This is a genomic window from Staphylococcus nepalensis (assembly GCF_002442935.1).
Classification (GTDB): Bacteria; Bacillota; Bacilli; order Staphylococcales; family Staphylococcaceae; genus Staphylococcus; species Staphylococcus nepalensis.
The window spans coordinates 1-23,680 of sequence record NZ_CP017466.1 but is presented as its reverse complement, the minus strand read 5'-3'; the positions used below and the strand labels follow the sequence as shown (position 1 = coordinate 23,680).

17 protein-coding genes, 1 riboswitch and 1 other annotated feature are annotated in these 23,680 nt (G+C 35.2%); of the genes, 1 reads left to right on the top strand and 16 read right to left on the bottom strand.

Annotated features, from left to right (window positions below; translation table 11 throughout):
* Positions 1–94: 94 nt before the first annotated feature.
* From BJG89_RS00085 to hutH, 10 genes are all read right to left on the bottom strand, one after another.
* Positions 95–1,378, bottom strand: a complete 1,284-nt coding sequence (locus BJG89_RS00085) for an adenylosuccinate synthase (RefSeq protein WP_096807955.1) — start codon at positions 1,376–1,378, stop codon at positions 95–97.
* Positions 1,379–1,669: 291 nt separating this feature from the next.
* Positions 1,670–3,073 (bottom strand): replicative DNA helicase, encoded by a 1,404-nt coding sequence (gene dnaB, locus BJG89_RS00080; protein WP_096807954.1) that lies wholly within the window; start codon positions 3,071–3,073, stop codon positions 1,670–1,672.
* A 30-nt stretch (positions 3,074–3,103) separates the two neighbouring features.
* Complete coding sequence (gene rplI, locus BJG89_RS00075; protein ID WP_096807953.1) at positions 3,104–3,550, bottom strand: 50S ribosomal protein L9; 447 nt, start codon at positions 3,548–3,550, stop codon at positions 3,104–3,106.
* Positions 3,547–5,514, bottom strand: coding sequence for a DHH family phosphoesterase (locus tag BJG89_RS00070; RefSeq protein WP_096807952.1), 1,968 nt, complete (start codon positions 5,512–5,514; stop codon positions 3,547–3,549). The genes rplI and BJG89_RS00070 overlap by 4 nt, the downstream gene beginning before the upstream one ends.
* 14 nt (positions 5,515–5,528) lie before the next feature.
* On the bottom strand, positions 5,529–6,455 hold the full coding sequence (locus BJG89_RS00065; protein ID WP_186330063.1) for a DUF2232 domain-containing protein: 927 nt from the start codon (positions 6,453–6,455) through the stop codon (positions 5,529–5,531).
* 282 nt (positions 6,456–6,737) lie between these two features.
* The gene (gene metX, locus BJG89_RS00060; protein WP_096807950.1) at positions 6,738–7,706 is read right to left on the bottom strand and encodes a homoserine O-acetyltransferase MetX; all 969 of its coding nucleotides are present in this window, start codon (positions 7,704–7,706) and stop codon (positions 6,738–6,740) included.
* 61 nt (positions 7,707–7,767) lie between these two features.
* Positions 7,768–7,866, bottom strand: a riboswitch (SAM riboswitch).
* 136 nt (positions 7,867–8,002) lie between these two features.
* The gene (locus BJG89_RS00055) at positions 8,003–8,332 is read right to left on the bottom strand and encodes an AzlD domain-containing protein (protein ID WP_096807949.1); all 330 of its coding nucleotides are present in this window, start codon (positions 8,330–8,332) and stop codon (positions 8,003–8,005) included.
* Entirely contained in the window at positions 8,329–9,024 is a 696-nt protein-coding gene (locus tag BJG89_RS00050) for an AzlC family ABC transporter permease (RefSeq protein ID WP_096807948.1), read from the bottom strand. The genes BJG89_RS00055 and BJG89_RS00050 overlap by 4 nt, the downstream gene beginning before the upstream one ends.
* A gap of 392 nt (positions 9,025–9,416) precedes the next feature.
* Complete coding sequence (serS, locus tag BJG89_RS00045) at positions 9,417–10,700, bottom strand: serine--tRNA ligase (RefSeq protein WP_096807947.1); 1,284 nt, start codon at positions 10,698–10,700, stop codon at positions 9,417–9,419.
* A 65-nt stretch (positions 10,701–10,765) separates the two neighbouring features.
* Positions 10,766–10,967 (bottom strand) — a binding site (T-box leader).
* A 61-nt stretch (positions 10,968–11,028) separates the two neighbouring features.
* Entirely contained in the window at positions 11,029–12,537 is a 1,509-nt protein-coding gene (gene hutH / locus BJG89_RS00040; RefSeq protein ID WP_096807946.1) for a histidine ammonia-lyase, read from the bottom strand.
* Positions 12,538–12,916: 379 nt separating this feature from the next.
* Here hutH and BJG89_RS00035 point away from each other — a divergent pair, with 379 nt between their 5' ends.
* Positions 12,917–13,732, top strand: coding sequence for an NAD(P)H-hydrate dehydratase (locus BJG89_RS00035; RefSeq protein ID WP_318270733.1), 816 nt, complete (start codon positions 12,917–12,919; stop codon positions 13,730–13,732).
* A 186-nt stretch (positions 13,733–13,918) separates the two neighbouring features.
* Here BJG89_RS00035 and gyrA read toward each other — a convergent pair whose 3' ends face one another.
* The 6 genes from gyrA to dnaA form a co-directional block, all read right to left on the bottom strand.
* The gene (gyrA, locus tag BJG89_RS00030) at positions 13,919–16,600 is read right to left on the bottom strand and encodes a DNA gyrase subunit A (protein WP_096807945.1); all 2,682 of its coding nucleotides are present in this window, start codon (positions 16,598–16,600) and stop codon (positions 13,919–13,921) included.
* Between the two features lie 35 nt (positions 16,601–16,635).
* Positions 16,636–18,567 carry a DNA topoisomerase (ATP-hydrolyzing) subunit B gene (gyrB, locus tag BJG89_RS00025; protein WP_174221775.1) on the bottom strand — a complete coding sequence of 644 codons (1,932 nt, stop codon included), beginning with the start codon at positions 18,565–18,567 and terminating at the stop codon, positions 16,636–16,638.
* A 12-nt stretch (positions 18,568–18,579) separates the two neighbouring features.
* Positions 18,580–19,695 carry a DNA replication/repair protein RecF gene (gene recF / locus BJG89_RS00020; protein ID WP_096807943.1) on the bottom strand — a complete coding sequence of 372 codons (1,116 nt, stop codon included), beginning with the start codon at positions 19,693–19,695 and terminating at the stop codon, positions 18,580–18,582.
* Complete coding sequence (yaaA, locus tag BJG89_RS00015) at positions 19,692–19,925, bottom strand: S4 domain-containing protein YaaA (protein WP_174221760.1); 234 nt, start codon at positions 19,923–19,925, stop codon at positions 19,692–19,694. Before yaaA ends, recF begins: the two co-directional genes overlap by 4 nt.
* Positions 19,926–20,580: 655 nt before the next feature.
* A complete protein-coding gene (gene dnaN / locus BJG89_RS00010; protein ID WP_096807941.1) occupies positions 20,581–21,711 on the bottom strand; it encodes a DNA polymerase III subunit beta in 1,131 nt (376 codons plus the stop codon).
* Between the two features lie 242 nt (positions 21,712–21,953).
* Positions 21,954–23,321: a chromosomal replication initiator protein DnaA gene (gene dnaA / locus BJG89_RS00005; RefSeq protein WP_096807940.1), complete on the bottom strand. Its 1,368-nt coding sequence runs from the start codon at positions 23,319–23,321 to the stop codon at positions 21,954–21,956.
* Positions 23,322–23,680: the final 359 nt, after the last annotated feature.

Genomic DNA, 23,680 nt, shown 5'->3' with positions numbered 1-23,680 from the left:
GCAGATATGCTAATTTGAAATAGCCTTTGCAAGGGGTTTGTATATTTAAAATTTTATTTTTAATTCTAAAGGTTTGGGCATCTAACTAAGTAGCTTACCATAATGATTTCAATAAGTTTGTTTGGTTACGGTCGGGCCCTACAGAGAAGATAGAAATTTGAACATCACATAATTCAGAAATGCGTTCTAAATATCTGCGTGCGTTCATTGGCAATTCTTCTAATGAACGGCAACTTGTAATATCTTCTGTCCAACCTGGTAATGTTTCAAAGATTGGTTTGCAACGTTGTAAATCTTTCAAGTTCGCAGGGTATTCTGTGATTTCTTTACCATCTAATTCGTATGCTGTACAAATTTTCACTTCTTTAAGACCTGTTAACACGTCGATAGAGTTAATAGAAAGGTCTGTAATACCGCTTGCACGACGAGAGTGACGTAACACGACTGAGTCAAACCAACCAACACGACGTGGACGTCCTGTAGTTGTACCGTATTCACGGCCAACTTCACGAATATGGTCTCCATCTTCATCAAATAATTCTGTTGGGAATGGGCCATCACCAACACGTGAGGTATATGCTTTACATACGCCAATAACTTTCGATACAAATGTTGGTCCTACACCGCCACCAACAGTGACATTACCTGCAACAGGATTACTTGAAGTAACAAATGGATACGTACCATGATCGATATCTAACATTACCCCTTGTGCGCCTTCAAATAATACTTTTTCTTCAGCTACAAATGCGTCATCTAAAACTTTTGCAGTGTCTGTAACAAACTCTGCTAAGCGTTGACCTGCAGCATAATAAGTTTCGAAAATTTCTTCAAATGATGGACATACTTTATCAAACATGCCTTTGAAGTAGGCTGATTTGTATTCAATATTTTCTTTTAATAATTTTTCAAAAGTTTCTTTATCTAATAAATCAGCAACACGGATGCCAATACGTTGTGCTTTATCTACATAAGCAGGTCCGATACCTTTTTTCGTAGTGCCAATTTTATTATCTCCACGGCGTTCTTCTTCATATTCATCTTGTTTTATGTGATAAGGTAAAATAACTTGAGCGCGATTAGAAATACGTAAATTATCTGTAGAAATACCTCTTTCATTTAAACCGTCTAACTCTTTCAATAATGCGACTGGGTCGATAACGACGCCATTACCAATCACTGCTAATTTTTCTTTATAAAAAATACCAGATGGTACTAAGTGCAATTTATATGTTTCTCCACCAAATTTAATTGTGTGGCCTGCATTGTTACCGCCTGAAAAACGTGCAATAACATCTGCTTGTTCAGCTAAGAAATCTGTGATTTTACCTTTACCTTCGTCTCCCCATTGTGTCCCAACGACTACGATTGATGACATATGAGCACCTCCAAGTTTTTCTCAATTAACCATTAAGTATTCTACCAATACCAAACCGATATTGCAAACAAAAATCGAACATTGATTTTTTACGTTTTTTTAGTTTTTGGTAAATATCCAAATTTCACTCAACACACTATAAACTGACTGTTATCAAGGTTTTCAAAGACTTTTCTTTCAAATGCTAATACATACTTCATAAAATAATAAAGAATCAAACACAAACAAAAACCGTACAATAAATAAACCTGGTTATTTATTGTACGGAAAAAATAATTTTATTTCTTTTTCTTAACCCATATCTGCATGTGCATAATCGATGTCTGTAAATTTATTATATTGTTTCATAAAGTGTAGTTTCACAGTACCTGTTGGGCCATTACGTTGTTTGGCAATAATAATTTCAATCTCGCCGTTATCGTCATTGGTTTGAGGTTCATAGTTCGTATCTCCATCGTCGTCTTCCTCATCTTCGCCACGATTATAATAGTCATCACGGTATAGGAAGGCAACGATATCGGCGTCTTGCTCAATTGATCCCGATTCACGAATATCGCTCATCATTGGTCGCTTATCTTGACGTTGTTCTACGCCACGTGATAACTGACTTAGTGCAATGACAGGACATTCCATCTCTCTCGCAATCGCTTTGAGCGTACGCGAAATTTCAGATACTTCTTGTTGTCGGTTATCTGAAAATCTCGAGCCGCTACCTGATATTAATTGAAGATAGTCTATAACGACCATATCCAAGCCATGTTCTTGTTTTAAACGGCGGCATTTTGAACGGATATCTGTAATTCGAATGCCAGGTGTATCGTCAATAAATATCTTCGTTCTAGATAATTTACCTACTGCAATCGTAAAACGATTCCAGTCTTCTTCGGTCATCATACCTGTTCTTAAACGGTTGGAATCGACGTTCCCCGAACTACAAATCATACGTGTTGCTAATTGGTCAGCACCCATCTCAAGTGAGAAAATACCTACTGAAAAATGGTCTTCATGCGTAGCTACTTTCTGAGCAATATTAAGTGCGAAGGCAGTCTTACCAACAGAGGGTCTAGCCGCTAAAATAATTAAATCATTGCGGTTAAAACCAGCTGTCATTTGATCCAAATCTCGATAACCAGTTGGAATACCCGGCGTTTGACCACTATTTTGGTCAAGCAATTCTGCGTTTTCATATACTTCTCCAAGTACGTCTCTAATATCTTTAAAGCCGTCGCTTTCTCTTGTCGACGATAATTCTAAGATACGACGTTCGGCATCGTTTAGTATTGTATCTAATTCTAATTCGTCATTATAACCGTCGTTCGCAATACTATCAGCAGTTTGTATTAATTTACGTTTTGTTGCGTGTTTAAAAACGATATCTGTATAGTATTGAACGTTTCGTGTTGTTGGTACATTACTAGATAATTCTGCTAGATATTGTGGGCCACCCGCTTCATTTAGTCGCCCTTCGTACGACAACTGATCCATAATTGTAACCACGTCAATATCTTTATTATCTTCGTTGAGGTTCATCATGGCTCTAAAGATGTGTTGATGTGCGCCTCTATAAAAGGACTCAGGAAGTAAAACTTCCTGAGTTCTGTTTATCAGTTCCGGATCTATGATAATGGCACCTAAGACAGATTGTTCAGCCTCATTACTGTGGGGCATTTGATTTTGTTCATACATTCCATCCATTATGATTACACCTCATATCTCAATCCGTTTTTATTGTTCAACTGTGTGTACACGAATTGTACCTTCTACTTCTTTATCTAATTTAACTGGCACATTTGTGTAACCTAACGCATGGATACCATTTGGTAAATCCATTTTACGTTTATCTAATTTAATATCGTGTTGTTGTTGTAAAGCTTGAGCGATTTGTTTTGTGCTTACAGAGCCAAATAATTTTCCACCTTCACCTGTTTTAGCAGATACTTCAACTTCAATATTACTTAATGTTTCTTTTAATTTTTTAGCATCTTCAATTTCTTGTTGACGCTCAGCTTCAGCAGCTTCGTGTTGTTTTTCTAATTGTTTTAAATTACCTGGCGTCGCTTCAACTGCATAGTTTTTCTTCAATAAGAAATTATTTGCATAGCCTACAGGTACGTCTTTAACTTCGCCTTTTTTACCTTTGCCTTTAACATCTTGTGTAAATATTACTTTCATGTATTTTCACTCCTACTCATTTGTTCTGTTATTGCTTGTTGTAATTGTTCTATTGCTTCTTCGACAGTTACATCTTTTAATTGGGTCGCTGCGTTAGTCAGGTGACCACCGCCGCCGAGTGCTTCCATTGTCAGTTGAACATTAACTGCACCAAGCGAACGGGCAGACATACCGACTAGGTTATCTTCTCTTCTAGCAATTACATAAGAAGCCTCTACGCCATCTAAACTTAACAGTTCATCAGCAGCTTGTGCAACTGTGACAGGATGGTAGATTTTTTCATCTGAACCGTGCGCAATGGCTACACCGTGATCTTGTAACTTCACTGTTTGAATTAATTCTGTACGATTAATATACGTATCTAAGTCGTCTTTCAAGAAATGCTGCGTCAAGATTGTATCAGCACCATGTGCCCGTAAATAACTTGCCGCATCAAATGTTCTTGAGCCTGTACGTAATGTGAAATTACGTGTATCTACGATAATACCTGCAAACATAATCGTCGATTCTAAACGTGTTAATCTTTGTTCTGTCGGTTGATATTCTAGTAATTCTGTCACTAGCTCTGCGGTAGAACTTGCATATGGTTCCATATAGACGAGTAATGGGCTAGAAATAAAGCTTTCGCCACGTCTGTGATGATCAATCACAACTTTACGATTTGCTTTATTTAAAATATTTTCATCAATGACCATTTCTGGTTTATGTGTGTCTACAACCACTAAAGTTGTCTTAGATGTCATAATATCCCATGCTTCATCTGATGTTATGAAACGATCTTTGAGTTCTGGTTTTTCATCTACAGCATCCATTACACGGCGTAATGTCGGATCAATATCCGAATCATTTAACACAATGTAAGCATCTAGATTATTCATCATAGCGAAGCGTGATACACCAATCGCTGCGCCTATAGCATCTAAATCTGGGCGTGTATGTCCCATAATAATGACTTTATCGCCTTCCATTAAAATATCTTTTAATGCGTGGGAGATAACACGTGCTCTGACACGAGTACGTTTTTCCATTGGGTCAGTCTTACCGCCATAGAAACGCACATTCCCATTCATATTCTTAATCGCAACTTGGTCACCACCACGCCCTAGCGCTAAATCGAGTCCAGATTGTGACAATTCTCCTAAGTCGATTAAATTCTCAGAACCTTCACCTACGCCAATACTTAACGTCAATTGTGCACGGTAACCCACGCTTTTTTCGCGTAATTGACTTAGTATACTAAAGTTAGACGCTTCAACTTCATCTAAAATATGTTGATTTAAATAAGCGACAAATTGATCAGAACTATACCGTTTGAAATAGATATTATATTCTGTCGCCCATCTACTTATCACACGCGTAACCATTGAGTTAATCTCTGATCGTTGTGTGTCATTCATATTTTGAGTGATTTCATCGTAGTTATCTAAAAATAGTGTGGCAATGATTGGTTTAGATGCTTCGTATAATGCTTGTGTGTGTACTTCTTCTGTTATATCGAAGAAATAAAGTACGTGTTCTTTTTCTGAATATCTTACACGGTAGTGATATTCATTTTCTTGAATTTCAACTTCTTGTGTCTTTTCTAATTGCTTTAAGATGTTAGGATATACTTCGTTGACTGGATCAGAAATAACATTTCGATCCAAACGCTCTGACATAAATTGGTTCATCCACTCTATGTTTTCATTTTCATCTAAGATAATCATACCAATCGGTAGCTTTTTAATAGCAGTGTTGCTACTTGCTGAAATTATTCCGCTTAGACTATCTACATAGCTATCCAGTTTTTGTAAAGCTTGTCTTACCATCAGTGCTGTCCCTATAATAATCACAAGTAAAACAACGGTGGCTATACCTGCAATCAATTGATTAAAAATAAACCAAACGACTACAAGCGCTATCGCTGTCAATACCATGATTATAAATGGTAAAATCAACGCTTTTTTAGTGGATTGACGGTTCATTCTTCCACCTCAAATCATTTTTTAATGATACGTTTTAAATTGATGCATAAATCTACAAAACCCAGGAGACTTACAATATGTGTTAATGGTGTTAAAATTGTCCCCACCACCATTAGAATGATAGTAAGTGCTGGCGGCATTGATTTTGCCTTTCCGAAAAAGTGAATCACACTTAACCCCTGAATATACATACATAATGATAACACAGTTTGAAAGTTTAATACGATAGTTTGAAATGCGCTTGGCTCGGTTGAAAACATAACACATATTAATACAATAATATATATCCATAATACAGAACGCTTCATTTGCCAAGCGTATAATGGTTTGAATATGGGTGTAGCGATTTTGAATTTACGCAAGATTGGAAAAGTAATAATTAAATTGATTAATATTAATAGAAAAACGCCAATAATAATATAACTTGGTAATTGAACTGATGATTGGCGGAATGTTTCTTCAAACATTTGTTTATAATCTGCGCTTACAGAAGCGCTAGCAATCACACTATACATCTGGTCTTTAAATGGTTTAATTAATGATGTAGCGTTTGGTATTTTTTTTAATGCTTGTAACATCATAAATGCAATTAACGCAATAATACTAATATACGTTGTTGTTATATAAAGTATACGTTCTTTAGATGTACGTTCTTTTAATAATTGACCCACTACAAAACTCACTACAAGCAAGAGGATCATAATGCTTAACACGAATATATTACCCAGCAATGTTGTTAACACAACTGTAACCACCGCTGTCAAAGCAAATGATTCTACAGATTTATGCCATAAAATAATACCTGGAATTGTTGCAAATAAGCCTAACAGCAACCCAAGTGGTGGTAATATATGTAAAGCTAAAGCCACTATAATTAACGTAATCACACTAAGTATAGTGGCTTTAGTATCTATTTTAGAAAACAAGTTCGCCACTCCTATACTAATTTTGTCTATGTTTATTATTTTAACCTCTTTAAAACTTTTATACAATTATTGACAATCCTTTTTAATAGAAGTTCCATTCAAACTATAAAATTCAAAAATAGACTAATACTTCAAAATGTACTTTTACGCATTAATTTGACCAAAATGCCTCATTTATTTCTGATGTTATGCTATAAAAATAAGACGTCCTGGTAAGGCAATCACTTCACTCTTTTAATCAACTAGAAAGCCATCTTCCAGACGTCTTATTTTTCCACGTACATCGTAACCATATATTTATTTTCTTTTGAATTTGGATACTTTTAAGAAATGATATAAATTGGGCGCCCAATCATTAAAATTAAGTAAAAAGCCATCATGTCCTACATTGTCCGGTACAAAGAAGTGTTTATGGTATTTAAAGCGAGCACCAGTCGCATATACCAAATCATCTGGATATAATAAATCATCTGTAAATCCCATCGTCATGACTTTAGTATCAAGACGTCCAAATACTTCATCTACATCTTTGCGATCTCTATCTATATCATGGCTATCTAAGACATCCAGTAGTGTTAAATAGCTCAATGGGTCAAAGTTTTTCTTGAATTTGTTACCTTGGTGTTTTTGATAATTCACAACTTGGTCCGGCGTAAAGCGTCTATCATAACTCTTAGACGAACGATAAGTTAAAAAGCCAAGTTGTCTTGCTATACTCATACCCTCGCTGTGATCTAATTGAATTGCTTGTCTAGCAATTTCATTAAATGCACGACTATATGAAGATGTTTTGTCTGTAGCAGCTAAAATAACTGCCTTATCGACCTCAAATTTATGGTTGTATAATAATTCTAATGCTTGCATGCCACCTAAAGAGCCTCCAATTAAAATATTAATTCGATCAAACCCTAACGTTTTAATACCTAATTCAATTGCATGTACAATATCTCGTAAAGTTAAATGTTTAGGAAAGTCTGCATCTGTAAGTGCCGAACTAGAACCATATGGGCTCCCAATGACATTGAATGTTAAAAATTGATAGTCATGAATAGGCATATAACCACCATCTATAATGCCTCTCCACCACCCTGGATTATCATCCGTGCCATACGTCAAATGATTACCTGTTAATGCGTGGCATACCAGCACTAATGGTTGCCCTTGATACCCAACATGCTCATAACGTAATTTCAAATTTAAAATCGTTTCACCTGATTCTGTTGTAAATGGCCCTAATTCCAATGTATCAACTGTATAATTTGTCATCATTTACCTCCTACCTAGTAAAAAAACTTCTCACCTATTTATAATAAGTAAGAAGTTAAAATACTTATTATTCGACGAGTCGTTGGTATTAGCACCGTGCTTTAAAAGCCGGTTGCTGAAGCTTCATCGGGCCAAGTCCCTCTGCTTCTCGAAATAAGATTTAGTTTTAATTGTTAAAAAAAAACGACGTATATAAAAGTGATTTACTTCATCAATGACGCACGCGTACTTCAAATTTCATAATTTTCTAATTATTGTCATTCTAACGGATTTTGGGATGTACTTCAATCATATATTTAAAATACCCATCTTAAAATAGCCATGAGCAAGATGCCGCCAACAATTGTCATCGTTAGACTTCGTGTAATGACTGCGATAATAATTGTTGGCACCATAGTAACTAAAAAAGGGATATTAATACTATAGATCATTGTTCCTTCATGTTGCTCTAACACACCATCTATAATTAATGCCGTAAACAGTGTGATTGGAATAAAGGATAACCATTTTACGATTGTTTCCGATAATCTAATTTTAGTTATTAATATAAAGGGTATGATGCGTGTTAACCAAGTAATCACACCGCATAACACGATGATTAATAACATGTGTAGGGTCGTTGTCATTTATCAATCACCACCCCTAAAGCAGCAGTAAAGATGGATGCTAATATAATGGCTACATATGAAGGCATGAAAAAGCTTAAAACAAACATTAGTATAATCACGCAAACGATTAATACTAGATAAGTCCTAATTTGTGATTGTTTAATAGTATCAAACTGCGATACAGCCAAAAATATAAACATCGCGGTAATCGCAAAGTCCAAACCAAAAGCATCGGGGTTAGTTATGTATTTACCAAAGACAGCGCCAACGATACTTGCAAATGTCCAAAATAGGTATGCTGTGATATTTAAACCATGTAGCCAGCGATCATTAATTTTTTCTCCTTTTAAATGTGGCGTGATAGCAACACCGAATGTTTCATCAGTAATGAGTGTAGACATCCCGATACGATTCCAAAAACCATAATCTTTATAACTTGGTGCAAGTGTCATACTTAATAAAAACATCCTTGAATTAACAATAAACGTAGTTAATGCAATTGCAGAAATGGGTGTCCCAGCAATGACTAACGCACATATAATAAATTGTGCAGCACCTGCGTAAACGAGTAAACATAACAAAATAATCTCGAGTAAATTAAAACCCGAAGCTACTGCTACAATACCAAATGAAAGTCCAACACCTGCATAACCTAACAATGTAGGCACACATTCTTTGACACCTTGCCTAAAAGTTAAATGTGTTTCCATAACGCCACCTCCTAAAGTTTTTGTAATAAGAAAATAATATGACTATTTTAATACGACTCGTAAAATATATTCAATGCTTTTAGACATCTGCTTGTCTTACGTTAGACTAACCGAAGTGTTAAAATGCTGTTTTTATAATAGTTTTAATTTCAGAATTTTTAAATCATTATTTTAGACGTCCCTCTTATAGTTAAGTAAAATGCTGTTTTTCTGTATTATTATCTATGATTAACCATTTAAATTGATCCCTCCCTACCCTTTCTCCAAATTAAAAAAGCAGGAATAGTAATCTCGCAAAGATTACAATCCTGCTTTTTTAAAGCTAGATGATGCTAAGCTCATTTTAAACATTCACGTAGTTTATCATGATATTTAAACTTTAATTCATCTTTCTATTTAACTGGGCGTATAACTGTTTTACCGCCCATATAAGGCACTAATGCATCTGGAATTGTTACTGATCCATCTTCATTTTGATAGTTTTCTACAATTGCAGCAAATGTACGACCTACTGCTAAGCCACTGCCATTGAGCGTATGCACTAATTCCGGTTTTGCTGTTTTATCACGTTTAAAACGAATGTTAGAACGACGCGCTTGGAAATCAGTAATATTTGAACAAGAACTGATTTCTTTGTATTCGTTATAACTTGGTAACCAAACTTCTAAGTCATATGTTTTACTTGAACCAAAACCGATATCTCCTGTACATAAAATAACTCTACGATAAGGTAATCCTAACTCCTCTAAAATTGATTCTGCATGTTGTGTCATTTCTTCTAATGCGTTCCAAGAGTCTTCTGGTTTTTCAAAGCGCACCATTTCTACTTTATCGAATTGATGTAATCGAATTAAGCCTCTTGTATCTCTACCTGCAGAACCCGCTTCACTACGATAACAAGCTGATTGGGCAGTGAATTTAGCAGGCAACACATCTGGCTCAATAATTTCATTACGATAATAATTCGTTAATGGCACCTCTGCAGTTGGAATTGTATAAAGTCCTTCTTTTTCAATTTTGAATAAATCTTCTTCGAATTTTGGCAATTGTCCTGTACCATACATAGAATCGGCGTTCACTAATTGCGGCACCATCATTTCAGTGTAACCGTGCTGTGTCGTATGTTTCGTTACCATATAGTTCATCAATGCTCTTTCTAATTGAGCACCTTCCCCAGTTAAGAAGACAAATCTAGCGCCAGAAACTTTTGCGCCTCGTTCGAAATTAGCCATTTGTAATGATTCAACTAAATCCCAATGTGCTTTTTCTTCAAAGTCAAATGCTCTTGGCGTACCCCAACGTTTTAATTCTACATTCTCTTCATCAGAATCGCCTTCAGGCACATCATCATGAATGATATTTGGGATACGTGATAATAAATCTTCTAATTCTTTATCTACTTTATTTAAATCTGCATCTAATTGTTTGATATCATCGCCTAATTTACGCATTTCTACAATAACGTCATCTGCATTTTCTTTATTACGTTTTTTCTCAGCGATTTCGCCACTCACTTTATTACGTTTCGCTTTCATTTCCTCAGCACTGCGAATAAGTTCACGACGCTTATCATCAAGTGCTAATACATCATCCACTACTTTTGCGTCCATACCACGTTTTGAAACTTTGTCTTTTAGTAACGTTGGTTCGTTACGAAATCGTTTAATGTCTAACATATCACTTTCCATCCTTTCAAATGTAAATATTTTCAGATTGAACACAAAAAAGACCACATCCCTATACAAGGGACGTGGTCTTTACGCGTTGCCACCCTATTTAACAGTCAAAAAAGACTGCACTTTCACAAAAATAACGGTTAAATCCGATTGTTCTTCTTTATAGTAGGTAGATTCATATTGACACTGATTGCTTGTTCTCACCAACCACAAGCTCTCTGAAATCAGACGATTCAACACTACTTATCCTACGAACAATAACTTTATTGAGTTGTTTTAAATATAGCAAATAACGCACCATTTTTCAAGACTGATGACATTGAAACAATTAAATTTCATTTGAATAAGCATGATCTAGTAAATATTGTGCAACAGCTTCGATATCTTTATGAAATTGTCGATCTTGTGTTATAGAGGGTACTACCTTGCGTAAAGCTTGATATTTTTCATACGTTTTAGGTGATAATTTTTCAATATCTTTATATTCTACTGCTTGAAGTGCAATAATAGCTTCTATTGCTAGCACACGCCGTGCATTTTCAATCATTTGATAGCCATGGCGAGAGGCAATTGTTCCCATAGACACATGATCTTCTTGGTTAGCTGATGATGGAATGGAATCTACACTCGCTGGATGTGCAAGTGTCTTATTTTCTGAAACCAAACTCGCTGCTGCGTATTGCATAATCATCGCACCGCTTTGTAGTCCTGGTTGTGGGCTTAAGAATGCTGGCAAGCCATTGTTTAATTGCGGATTAACAAGTCTTTCTAGTCTTCTTTCTGAAACATTAGCTAATTCGCTAACACCCAGTTTTAAGAAATCCAGTGCAAAAGCAATTGGTTGTCCGTGAAAGTTCCCGCCAGAAATAACGAACGTTTCATCATCTTCATCAAATATTAATGGGTTATCATTAGCTGCATTCATTTCAAATTCAAGTTTTTCTTTCACATAATTAAATACCTGGAAGCTTGCGCCATGTATTTGTGGGATACAACGCAATGTATAAGCGTCTTGTACACGAATGTCTCCTTGTGATGTAGTTAATTTTGAACCTTCAAGCCAATCTAACATACGTGCTGCAACATCGATTTGTTCTTTGAAATGACGTACTTTATGTACGTTTTCATGGTATGCGTCTGTTATACCATTTAATGCTTGATGTGTGAGTGCAGCAATCCATTCTGCTTGATAACCTATATATTCCGCTTCTATATAATTAATCACACCTTGAGCAGTCATGGCTTGCGTGCCATTAATTAAAGCTAAGCCTTCTTTAGCCTGTAATCTTAAAGGGGTACGATTTAATAGATTTAAGACATACCGGCTGTCTACTTCCTCGTTTTTATAATATACGCTGCCTTCTCCGATTAGCGCTAAAGCTAGATGTGAAAGTGGCGCTAAATCTCCAGAAGCACCCAGTGATCCTTGTTGAGGAATAATAGGAATGATTCTATTGTTAATAAAGTATATGAGTTGATCTACTAAATCGACGGTCACACCAGAATGACCTTTAAGTAATGTATTTAGACGTAATACCATCATCACTAATGCAACGTCTTGTGAAAAAGGTTTTCCTATCCCACAAGCATGCGAACGAATTAAATTCACTTGTAATTGATTGTATTCTCCTTCATCAACCCGTACGTCACTGAATAACCCGAATCCTGTCGTTATACCATAAATCGTTTCTTTATTCTCTATAATCTTCTCTACGGTTGCTCGGCTTTGTTTTACACGCTGGTATGCATCATCCGTCACACTAACTTCATCGCTTTGATATAGTAATTCCTTTATTTTATTAATCGTTAAACTTTCTCCATTAAGTTGCAATGTCATATTTTCATCTCCTTGCTTTTAATGTGTTTCAATTAATTTGAGTATACGCTTACAAAATTTTAAGGACAATAGGTTAACGCATATCCGTAACATGGTATTAAATTAGTATTTTAATAAGGCAAAGTAAGTGATTTTATATTTTCTAAAAACAAATCCACGCTTAATACTTCTAACTATTGACTAAAATGCAAACCAGGTATAATATTTTCCATTGTATTTATAAAATAAGTAACTAGGGTAAATATAAGAATAGACTACACTTTGATAATGCTTAAAACCACGTATTATTTTATCGAAAATAATAAACTTACTCATAAAAAAATCAAATCATTAAAATAAGCTAAATTGATCATAATTTATATCTCTAAAGGAGGTTTCAATGTTGGAAACAATTTCATCCGTAAGTATTCCTAAGCGTAAAGACGAGACACATAAAGGGGATTATGGCAAAATTCTGTTAATCGGAGGCAACGCAAACTTAGGTGGGGCAATTATGCTTGCTGCACGTGCTTGTGTGTACAGTGGTAGTGGTTTAATCACAGTAGCTACACATCCAACCAACCATGCAGCGTTACATTCACGTTGCCCTGAAGCAATGGTCATTGACATCAATGATACAAAAATGCTCACTAAAATGATTGAAAACACAGATTGTATCTTGATTGGGCCTGGGTTAGGATGTGATTTTAAAGGAAACAATGCCATCACGTTCTTATTACAAAATATCCAACCACATCAAACACTTATCGTGGACGGAGATGCAATCACTATATTTAGTAAATTGAAGCCAGATATTCCAACCTGTAAAGTTATTTTTACGCCCCATCAAAAAGAGTGGGAACGTTTAAGTGGTATTCCAATAGAAGAACAAACTCACGAACGTAATCGTGAAGCGGTTGATAACATTGGCGCAACAATTGTGTTAAAAATGCACGGCACTGAAATCTATTTTAAAGATAGTGAATGCAAGCTTCCAATTGGTACGCCAGCAATGGCTACAGGTGGCATGGGCGATACACTTGCTGGTATGATTACAAGCTTTGTGGGACAATTCAATGACCTCAAAGAAGCAGTCACAAGTGCAACTTATACGCATAGTTATATTGGTGAAACATTGTCTGATAAAATGTATGTTGTACCGCCATCTCAACTGATAAGTGAAATTCCATATGCAATGAAATCATTAGAAAATTAAATAATACAAAAAGAGTGAGACAAAAATCTATTTTTCTAAAAAGAATGCATTGTCTCGCTCCTTACTAAAATGACTAGGGTTGAAAATATATATTTTCAATCCTAGTCATATGCTACCAATATTATATGAGCCTGAGACATTTCAATATATGCCTCAGGCTCATTTCTTGGATTACATCATTTAAATTTACGTTTCATCATTATCTTCGTTATCAATGTCTTCGTTGATACGGTCCATAAAGTCTTCTCTTACTTCTTGGCGACCGTCTTCATCTGTTTCATCCTCATCTTCTGTTTCTGTGTGGACAATATCCTCTGATAAATGATCATTTACTACTGATTCTGATTGTTGATTTTCACTTGCATTATCAGTACTTTCAATTACTTCATCATCTGTTTCTTGTAGCTCGTTTTCTTCAGCTTCTTTTTCTTCTTCATCTACTTTAGCTACCGTAGAAACAAATTGATCTTCGTTTAATTTAATCAATCTCACACCTTGTGCAGCACGGCCATTTTGTGAAATATCTTCTACGCCTATACGGATAATGACGCCTGCATTTGTAACAATCATCAAGTCTTCTTTACCTTCAACTGAAGTAATACATACTACTTTACCATTACGTTCTGTGATTGTTGCAGTTTTAATTCCTTTACCGCCACGGTTTGATAAACGATATTCACTTACTGGCGTACGTTTACCGTAACCATTTTCTGTTACTACAAGGATTTCGTCATCTGTTTCTGCTTTAGTAACGTCTAGTCCTACGACACTATCGCCATCTCTGAGCGTAATACCTTTAACACCTGCAGCTGTACGCCCTAATGGACGTAATGCTGTTTCATTAAAGCGGATGAGCGAACCATGCGATGTACCGATGAGAATATCTTCATCCCCGTCTGTTAATCGTACTGCTATCAATTCATCGTCCTCTTTGAAACCAATAGCAATCTTACCGTTTTTGTTAATATGTGAGAAGTTACTTAACGCTGAACGTTTAACAATACCATTCAATGTTGCAAACACTAAATAATCTTCTTCACTTTCTAAATCTTTAACAGCAATCATTGTGCTAATTGTTTCGTCATTATCGAGTTCTATTGCATTGACTACTGGAATACCTTTAGACTGACGCGAGAGTTCAGGAACTTCGTATCCTTTTAGTTTATAAACTCTGCCTTTATTTGTGAAGAATAGGACATGATCATGGGTGCTCAATGTTACAAGCTGACTTACAAAGTCTTCTTCTAGCGTTTGCATACCTTGTACGCCACGACCACCACGATGTTGTGCTCTATATGTTGAAACTGGTAGACGCTTAATATAGTTATTGTGGCTTAACGTAATAACAATTTGTTCTTCTGGTATAAGGTCTTCATCTTCAATGTTATCTAGACCACCCAATTGGATTTCCGTCTTACGTTCATCACCGAAACGTTCACGTACATCAATTAATTCGTCACGTACAAGTTGTAATAATTTTTCTTCATCTGCAAGAATTGCTTTTAACTCGTCTATATAAGCAATTAATTCGTTATATTCAGATTCAATTTTATCTCTTTCTAAACCTGTTAAACGTCTTAAACGCATATCTAGTATTGCTTGCGCTTGTCGTTCAGTTAATTTGAATTGTTCTTGTAAGTTTGCCATTGCAACCTTATCAGTGTCAGATTCACGAATCACACGAATAATTTCATCAATATGATCTAAAGCGATTCTCAAACCTTCTAAGATATGAGCTCGGTCTTGTGCTTTTTTCAAGTTGTATTCTGTTCTTCTTCTAACGACTACTTTTTGATGTTCAAGATATTCAACTAATGCTTCTTTAAGGTTAATTAATCTTGGCCTACCATTCACTAAAGCAATCATATTCACGCCAAAGGACGTTTGTAATGGCGTTTGTTTATACAAGTTATTTAATATAACACTCGCGTTTGCATCTTTACGTATATCAATAACCACACGTACACCAGTACGTAAACTTGTTTCATCACGTAAATCTGTAATGCCTTCAATTTTCTTATCACGTGCTAATTCAGCGATTTTTTCAATCATACGTGCTTTATTGACTTGGTAAGGCACCTCAGTCACAACGATACGTTGACGGCCGCCACCACGTTCTTCAATCTCAGCTCTTGCACGCATTTGGACTGAACCACGTCCAGTTTCAAACGCCCGACGTACGCCACTTCTACCAAGAATGATACCTGCTGTAGGGAAATCCGGTCCTTGAATATCTTCCATTAACTCTGCAATAGTAATATCCGGATTATAACTTAAGCTTAATACACCATTTATAACTTCAGTTAAATTATGTGGTGGGATATTAGTAGCCATACCAACCGCGATACCTGAAGCACCGTTTACTAGTAAGTTAGGGAACCTGGATGGTAAGACTGACGGCTCTCTTTCATTACCATCGTAGTTATCAACAAAATCAATCGTATCTTTATTTATATCTCTCAGCATTTCAAGTGTGATTTTAGACATGCGCGCTTCAGTGTAACGCATTGCCGCTGCTCCATCGCCATCCATGGAACCAAAGTTACCTTGGCCATCAATTAAAGGGTATCGATAGCTGAAGTCCTGTGCCATTCTTACCATGGCTTCGTATATTGATGAGTCTCCGTGAGGGTGATATTTACCCATGACGTCCCCAACAATACGTGCAGATTTCTTATATGATTTATCAGGTGTCATACCTTGCTCGTGTAAGCCGTAAAGTATACGTCGATGTACTGGTTTCAAACCATCTCTAACATCTGGTAGCGCACGTGAGACGATAACGCTCATCGCATAATCTAGGAACGACTCACGCATCTCATTTGTTATATTTCGTTCATTAATTCTTGATTCAGGTAATTCAGCCATCAAGATATCCTCCTTCAAAAATTCAGTTCATTGTCTTAGAAATCTAAGTTTGCATAGACTGCATTATCTTCAATAAACTGTCTACGATTCTCAACAACATCGCCCATTAACATCTCGAAAACTTGGTCAGCTTCTATAGCATCATCTAACGATACTTGCAACATCGCTCTATTCTCAGGGTTCATTGTAGTCTCCCATAATTGATCGGCGTTCATTTCACCAAGACCTTTGTAACGTGCAATAGACCATTTTGGACTTGGGTCTAATTGCCCTTTAAGTTTTTCTAACTCACGTTCATTAAACACATAGTATTTTTGTTTTCCTTGTGTCAACTTGAATAATGGTGGTTGTGCGATATAAACGTATCCTGCTTCAATTAATGGTCTCATAAAGCGATAGAAGAATGTTAATAACAATGTTCTAATATGCGCACCGTCTACGTCAGCATCCGTCATCAAGATAATTTTATGGTAACGTGCTTTACTGAGATCAAATTCTCCACCAATACCAGTACCAAAAGCAGTAATCATAGAACGAATTTCATTATTGTTTAAAATTCTATCTAATCGTGCTTTTTCAACGTTTAATATCTTACCACGTAACGGTAAAATTGCCTGTGTTTCCGAGTCACGTCCAGACTTAGTAGACCCCCCGGCAGAATCACCCTCGACAATAAATATTTCACTGCGAGAAGGGTCTTTACTAGAACAATCTGCTAGTTTACCAGGTAAACTAGAGACTTCTAAAGCAGACTTACGGCGTGTCACTTCACGCGCTTTTTTAGCTGCAAGGCGCGCTTGGGATGCCATAATGCCTTTTTCTATTATTGTGCGACCCACTTGCGGGTTTTCGTATAAGAAGCGTTCAAAAAGTTCAGAAAATATACGGTCTACGACTTGACGTACTTCAGAGTTACCAAGTTTTGTTTTAGTTTGTCCTTCAAATTGTGGGTCACTGTGTTTAATTGAAACAACAGCTGTTAAACCTTCACGTGTATCTTCACCTGAAAGTCTTTCTTTATCTTCTTTCATAATTTTACTATTAATCCCATAGTTATTTAATACTCGAGAAAGCGCACGTTTAAAACCTTCTTCATGCGTACCACCTTCATACGTGTGGATGTTATTAGCGTATGTTAAAAGGTTTGTAGCGTAGCCTTTGTTATATTGAAGTGCAATTTCAACTTCAATATCATCTTTTGATTGATGTACATAAATAGGCGCTTCATGGATAGGTTCTTTATTTTCATTTAACATTTCAACGTAAGATCTAATACCACCTTCATAGTGATATGTGTCTTCGCGGGTTTCCTCTTCACGTTCATCTCTTAATGTGATTGAGATACCTTTGTTTAAAAATGCAAGCTCTCTAATACGCTGTTGCAATATTTCATAGTTGTATGTCGTTGTTTCAGTGAATATCTCAGGATCAGCTTTAAAACGAATTGTCGTACCAGTGTTTTCATCTGTTTCTCCGATGACTTTCAAGTCAAACTGAGGTATACCTTTTTTATATGCTTGATGATATATATTTTCATCTTTGTAAACATACACTTCTAAATCTTCAGACAACGCGTTTACTACAGAAGAACCTACACCGTGGAGACCGCCGGAAACTTTATAACCGCCACCACCGAATTTACCACCAGCGTGTAATACAGTTAAAATAACTTCAACAGCAGGACGCCCCATTTTCTCTTGTATGCCTACAGGGATACCACGACCGTTGTCTGTTACTTTAATCCAATTGTCTTTTTCAATAACGACGTCAATTTGGTCAGCATACCCTGCAAGTGCTTCATCAATACTATTGTCGACTACTTCCCATACTAAGTGATGTAGCCCTCTCTCTGAAGTTGAGCCTATATACATACCTGGTCTTTTACGAACCGCTTCAAGACCTTCTAATACCTGAATCTGACCAGCACCATAATCTTCCGTGTTGTTCACATCTGACAATGCTTCCACCTTCACTTTCTGTTACTTTATAATTTCGCCTTTATTAATGCGATAAAGTTTAGCGTTTTTCATAATTTCATGATCAATGCCATCAACCGATGTTGTAGTCACAAATGTCTGCACTTTATGTTGAATTGTGCTCAATAAATGAGACTGACGTGAATCATCTAATTCACTTAATACATCGTCTAGCAATAGAATGGGATACTCGCCTACTTCAATATTCATCAACTCAATTTCCGCAAGCTTGATAGATAAAGCAGTCGTTCTTTGTTGCCCTTGTGAGCCGTAAGTTTGTGCATCCATACCATTTACGTTAAAACCTAAATCATCTCTGTGAGGCCCAAATAAACATACACCTCTATCTTTTTCACGATCTTTATTATCATCTAGTAAAGTTAAGACTTCCTCTAAGCGTTCTGTCTCACTTTTTTCTTCACCATCTAGCTTGATGCTAGGTAAATACTCCAATGACAGTGTTTCGTTTTCGTCAGTAATACCAGAATGGATAGGCTTTGCTAATGATTCAAGTTCCTTAATAAAATGTTCACGTCTGAGTGTAACTTTGAGTGCATATTCTGCAAATTGTTGGTTTAAGACATCAAGCATAGTGCTATCTGTCTTTTGCCCGTATTGCAATTGCTTCAAATAATTATTTTTTTGTTTTAAAATTCTTTGGTACTGAGACAAATCATTTAAATAGACTGCTGAGATTTGCCCAAGTTCCATATCTATAAATCTGCGTCTTATTTGAGGTGCCCCTTTGACAATGTTCAAATCTTCAGGTGCAAACAAGACAACATTTAAGTGACCAATATATTGTGTCAGTCTACTTTGCTCTAAGTGATTGATTTTTACTTGTTTACCCTTTTTAGTTATAAACATTGTTAAAGGCATCTCACCATACCTATAACTAAGTTCACCCTCTATTTTAGCATAGTCACTATCAAAACGTATCAATTCCTTGTCATTTGACGTTCTATGGCTTTTTGCCAATGCTAAAGTATATATAGATTCTAATAAATTTGTCTTTCCCTGAGCGTTTTCACCAATCAATATATTGACTTCAGGATGACAATTTAAGGTGATTGACTCATAGTTACGGTAATTGTCTAACTGGAGTGTCTTTAATTTCATTCTTCACCTTGGTGTATAATCAAAAATGAACCGACTTCTGGTATTTCGATGTTATCTTGATGGTTTAACTTCTTACCACGACGCGTTTCACGCTCACCATTGATCATTACTTCAAAATCTTGCAAGAACCATTTCGCTTGTCCGCCAGACTCAATAATACCTTCTGTCTTTAGAAATTGCCCTAAAGTAATGTCTCCATCAACAATTACTTCTTCAACCAAATCAATCACTCCATTCCTTTTAAACTCATCTATATATTATACCTTTTTTTTAGAAAAATTTCATGTAAAATACAGTTAGAAAGCGTTTTCTTGTGTGTTATTTTTACTTATTTCTGAAATTTATTTACAAAGGTGTTTAGAATAACGTATTACTCATATATTATAACAAACTTTTATTCATATTATTCGATTTCTTTAGAAAAATATTCTAACTTTAAAATTAATTATTAACAATTTTATTAACTATATATTAAATCATCACTTTTAAGTGTAACGATAGCAAACTGTTACATTAATCTATCATTTTGCATTTTAAAGCGTTTCTAAGCTCATTTATTAATTTTAGGCATCTAAGTTCGTAATAGACTGCTAAATGCTTATATTAAAGCTCTAAATAGCTTGTAGATAGTTAAATATATTTAATGCACTAAAATATGCTTTGTTAATATACACGGTTTATTTTGGTGAATTACTTCTAAAAATTATAAAACTCACTTAACTCAAGCTTCTTCATATAAAAAAGAGACCCATCTGGGTCTCTTTTTGCCTATCATACATTGCCTCTATAGGATTAATTCTTGATAATTCTTTTTTTAGCCATTCTCGTTGATGTACAAAAAGAATTTTTTAGAAAAGTATAATACTTACGCTTTCTTATAAGATTTTAATATGTTCTGATCGGTAAAATTAATTGCGTAACAGAGTCATCGTCTTTTGGTTTTAAGATAAATGGTTTCATCGTGCCAAAGAACTCAACTTCTACTTCATCATTATCGATCGCTTTTAAAGCATCCATCATATATTTAGAGTTGAATGAAATTTTTAAGTTACCGCCATCAACATTATTAGCTTTCACTTCTTCTTTTACAGTACCTATTTCTGGAGATGTTGAAGATAATTCAACTAATTCACTACCTGTGCTTAATTTAATAACATTATTTCCACCTTCACGTGCTAATAAAGATGCACGATCAATCGCATGGTAAAATTCGCCATTATCTATACCAATTTTGATTTCATAGTTTTCTGGGAATAAACGTGAAGTATCTGGATAATGACCTTCTAATAGACGTGAAATAAAGTTTACATTACCCACTTTAAATAAAACTTGGTTTGATGCGAAGAAAATATCTATTTCTTCTTCATTGTCTGACATAATTTTATTTAATTCAGATAAGGCTTTACCTGGAATGATGACATTTTTGTTTTCAGATGCATCTTCTAAAGCGACTTTTCGCACAGCCAAACGGTGTGAGTCAGTAGCAGTGCATATTAATTCATTATCCTGTATAAGCCAGTTAACCCCCGTTAGTACCGGGCGTGTTTCTGAGGTGGACACAGCGAAATTAGTTTGTGCAATCACGTTTTTTAAGACTTTCACAGATAATTGAATTGCATCATCGCGTGAAACTTGTGGTAATAACGGGTATTGATCTGGGTCTAAACCACTTAAGTTAAATTCTGAATGTCCAGAAGTGATTAAAGTTTGGAATTGTTCATTCGTTGATAATTTAACTTCTTTTCCTGGTAGTTTTTTAATAATATCTACAAAGAAACGACCAGGGAGTACAACTGAACCAGTTTCAGCAACTTCAATGATATCTTCTCCGTCAACTTGTTTAGGAATAGTGATTTCAATTGAGATTTCTGAATCTGAACCAGTGAGTATCACTTCATTGCTTTTAACTTCAATTTTTATACCAGTGAGTATAGGTAATGTTGTTCTTGGTGAGATTGCTTTTAGTGTATCATTTAATTGATTTATAAAATAATCTCTTCTAATTGTAAATTCCATTTTTTAAACTCCTTCCAGTCGTTTATATAATAATTATATAGGTTTTAAACCCGTAGTAATAGTAGTAGGGCTTGTGGATTAGGGGATAACTCAAATTATTTCACGTATGCCATCAGCTGATAACTGTGGATAACTTGTGCACAGTGTGTATTACTTTTACACATTGTCCACAAATCAGAGCAATACGTCAATTTGTTATATCTCCCAATTTATTCGTTTAATCTGTTATAGTACAGTCGATTTTATTGGTTTCTAATCTCTTTTTCTAAATTTTCAACTTCTTGTTTAAAGGTTGGATCATTATTGATATCTTTCACAATTTTTTCATGAGCATGAATCACTGTCGTATGGTCACGGCCACCAAATTCTTCCCCAATTTTAGGCAAGGAGAAATCAGTTAATTCACGTGATAAGTACATAGCAATTTGGCGCGGATAGGCAATTGATTTTGTACGTTTTTTCGCGCTAAAGTCTTCAATTCTTACACTATAATATTCGCCAACAACTTTTTGAATATCTTGAATGGTGATTTTTTTAGATTTAGGTGCTTGAATAATATCTTTTAAAGCAGCAGCAGTTAATTCAGTTGTGATTGGTTGTCCTTGTAATTTTGAAAATGCTAATACACGTGTAAGCGCACCCTCGAGTTCACGAATGTTAGATTGTATTTGATTTGCAATATACGTAAGCGCTTCAGTAGGAATATTAATATTTTCTTCGCCAATTTTTTTCTGCAAAATTGCCATTCTTGTTTCATAATCAGGTGGCGTTATGTCCACAATTAGCCCCCATTCAAAACGAGAACGTAAACGATCTTCTAATTTAGCAATTTCTTTTGGAGGTCTATCACTAGAAATAACAATTTGCTTATTAGCTTGATGTAAGTCATTAAAAGTATGGAAAAATTCTTCTTGAGTTTGTTCTTTGTTTTGAATAAATTGTATATCATCTATTAATAGCACATCGATGTTTCGGTATTTTTCTCTAAAACGTTCAGTTTTATTATCACGAATTGATTTAATAAACTCATTCGTAAATTTTTCACTTGATGTATAAATAACTTTAGCATTCGGGTTATTATCTAAAACATAATGACCAATAGCATGCATTAGATGCGTTTTTCCTAACCCTACACCCCCATATATAAAAAGTGGATTATACGCTTGCGCAGGTGCTTCTGCTACGGCTAAACTTGCAGCGTGGGGGAATCTGTTGCCAGGCCCAATGACAAATGTTTCAAAGGTATTGTTTGTATTAAATTGTTCATCGCCGATTCTTGCTACATCGACTGTATCAAAGTCTATTTCATTTTCATTAGATTTTTGATTGCTATTTTGTTTCTCTTCAGATTTTAAACTTTCTAATTCATCTTCAGAGTAAAAAACTGGCATGATTTCATGCCCAATAGCTTCATATAATGCAGATTGTACTATTTCAACGTAATGTGTTTTCAACCAATTAGCTACAAAAGGATCATCAATCACTATGATAGCTTCATCATTTTGTAATGAATAAAGTTTTGTATCTTTTAGGAAAGTTTGATAGCTAGGATAGCTGACTTTCTCTTGAGCCAATGTTAAAACTTTTTCCCAAATTTCTTGTTCTGACATAATAACAAACTCCAACTTTCTAAATTTTAAAAGTTATACACAAAAATAACATGTGTGAATAAGTATAATCACAAGCTGTTAATAATTATCCACAACTTACACACAATCAGTGGATAACTTTATCATATACATAAGTTACTCACAGGGTTTTTGTATATTTTTTAATAAAATAACCCTTTATTTATCAATATTTAGATAACTTATCCACATAATTATACTTTTTAACAATCACCTCTGTCAAATAGGTGTGAATATGTTGCTAAATCGTAAATAACTCTGTGAATAGGATATAAATTATCCACAAAAACAATCATCTTATATGTGTATAAGTGGATAACTTACAAGAATTCATAGTATAC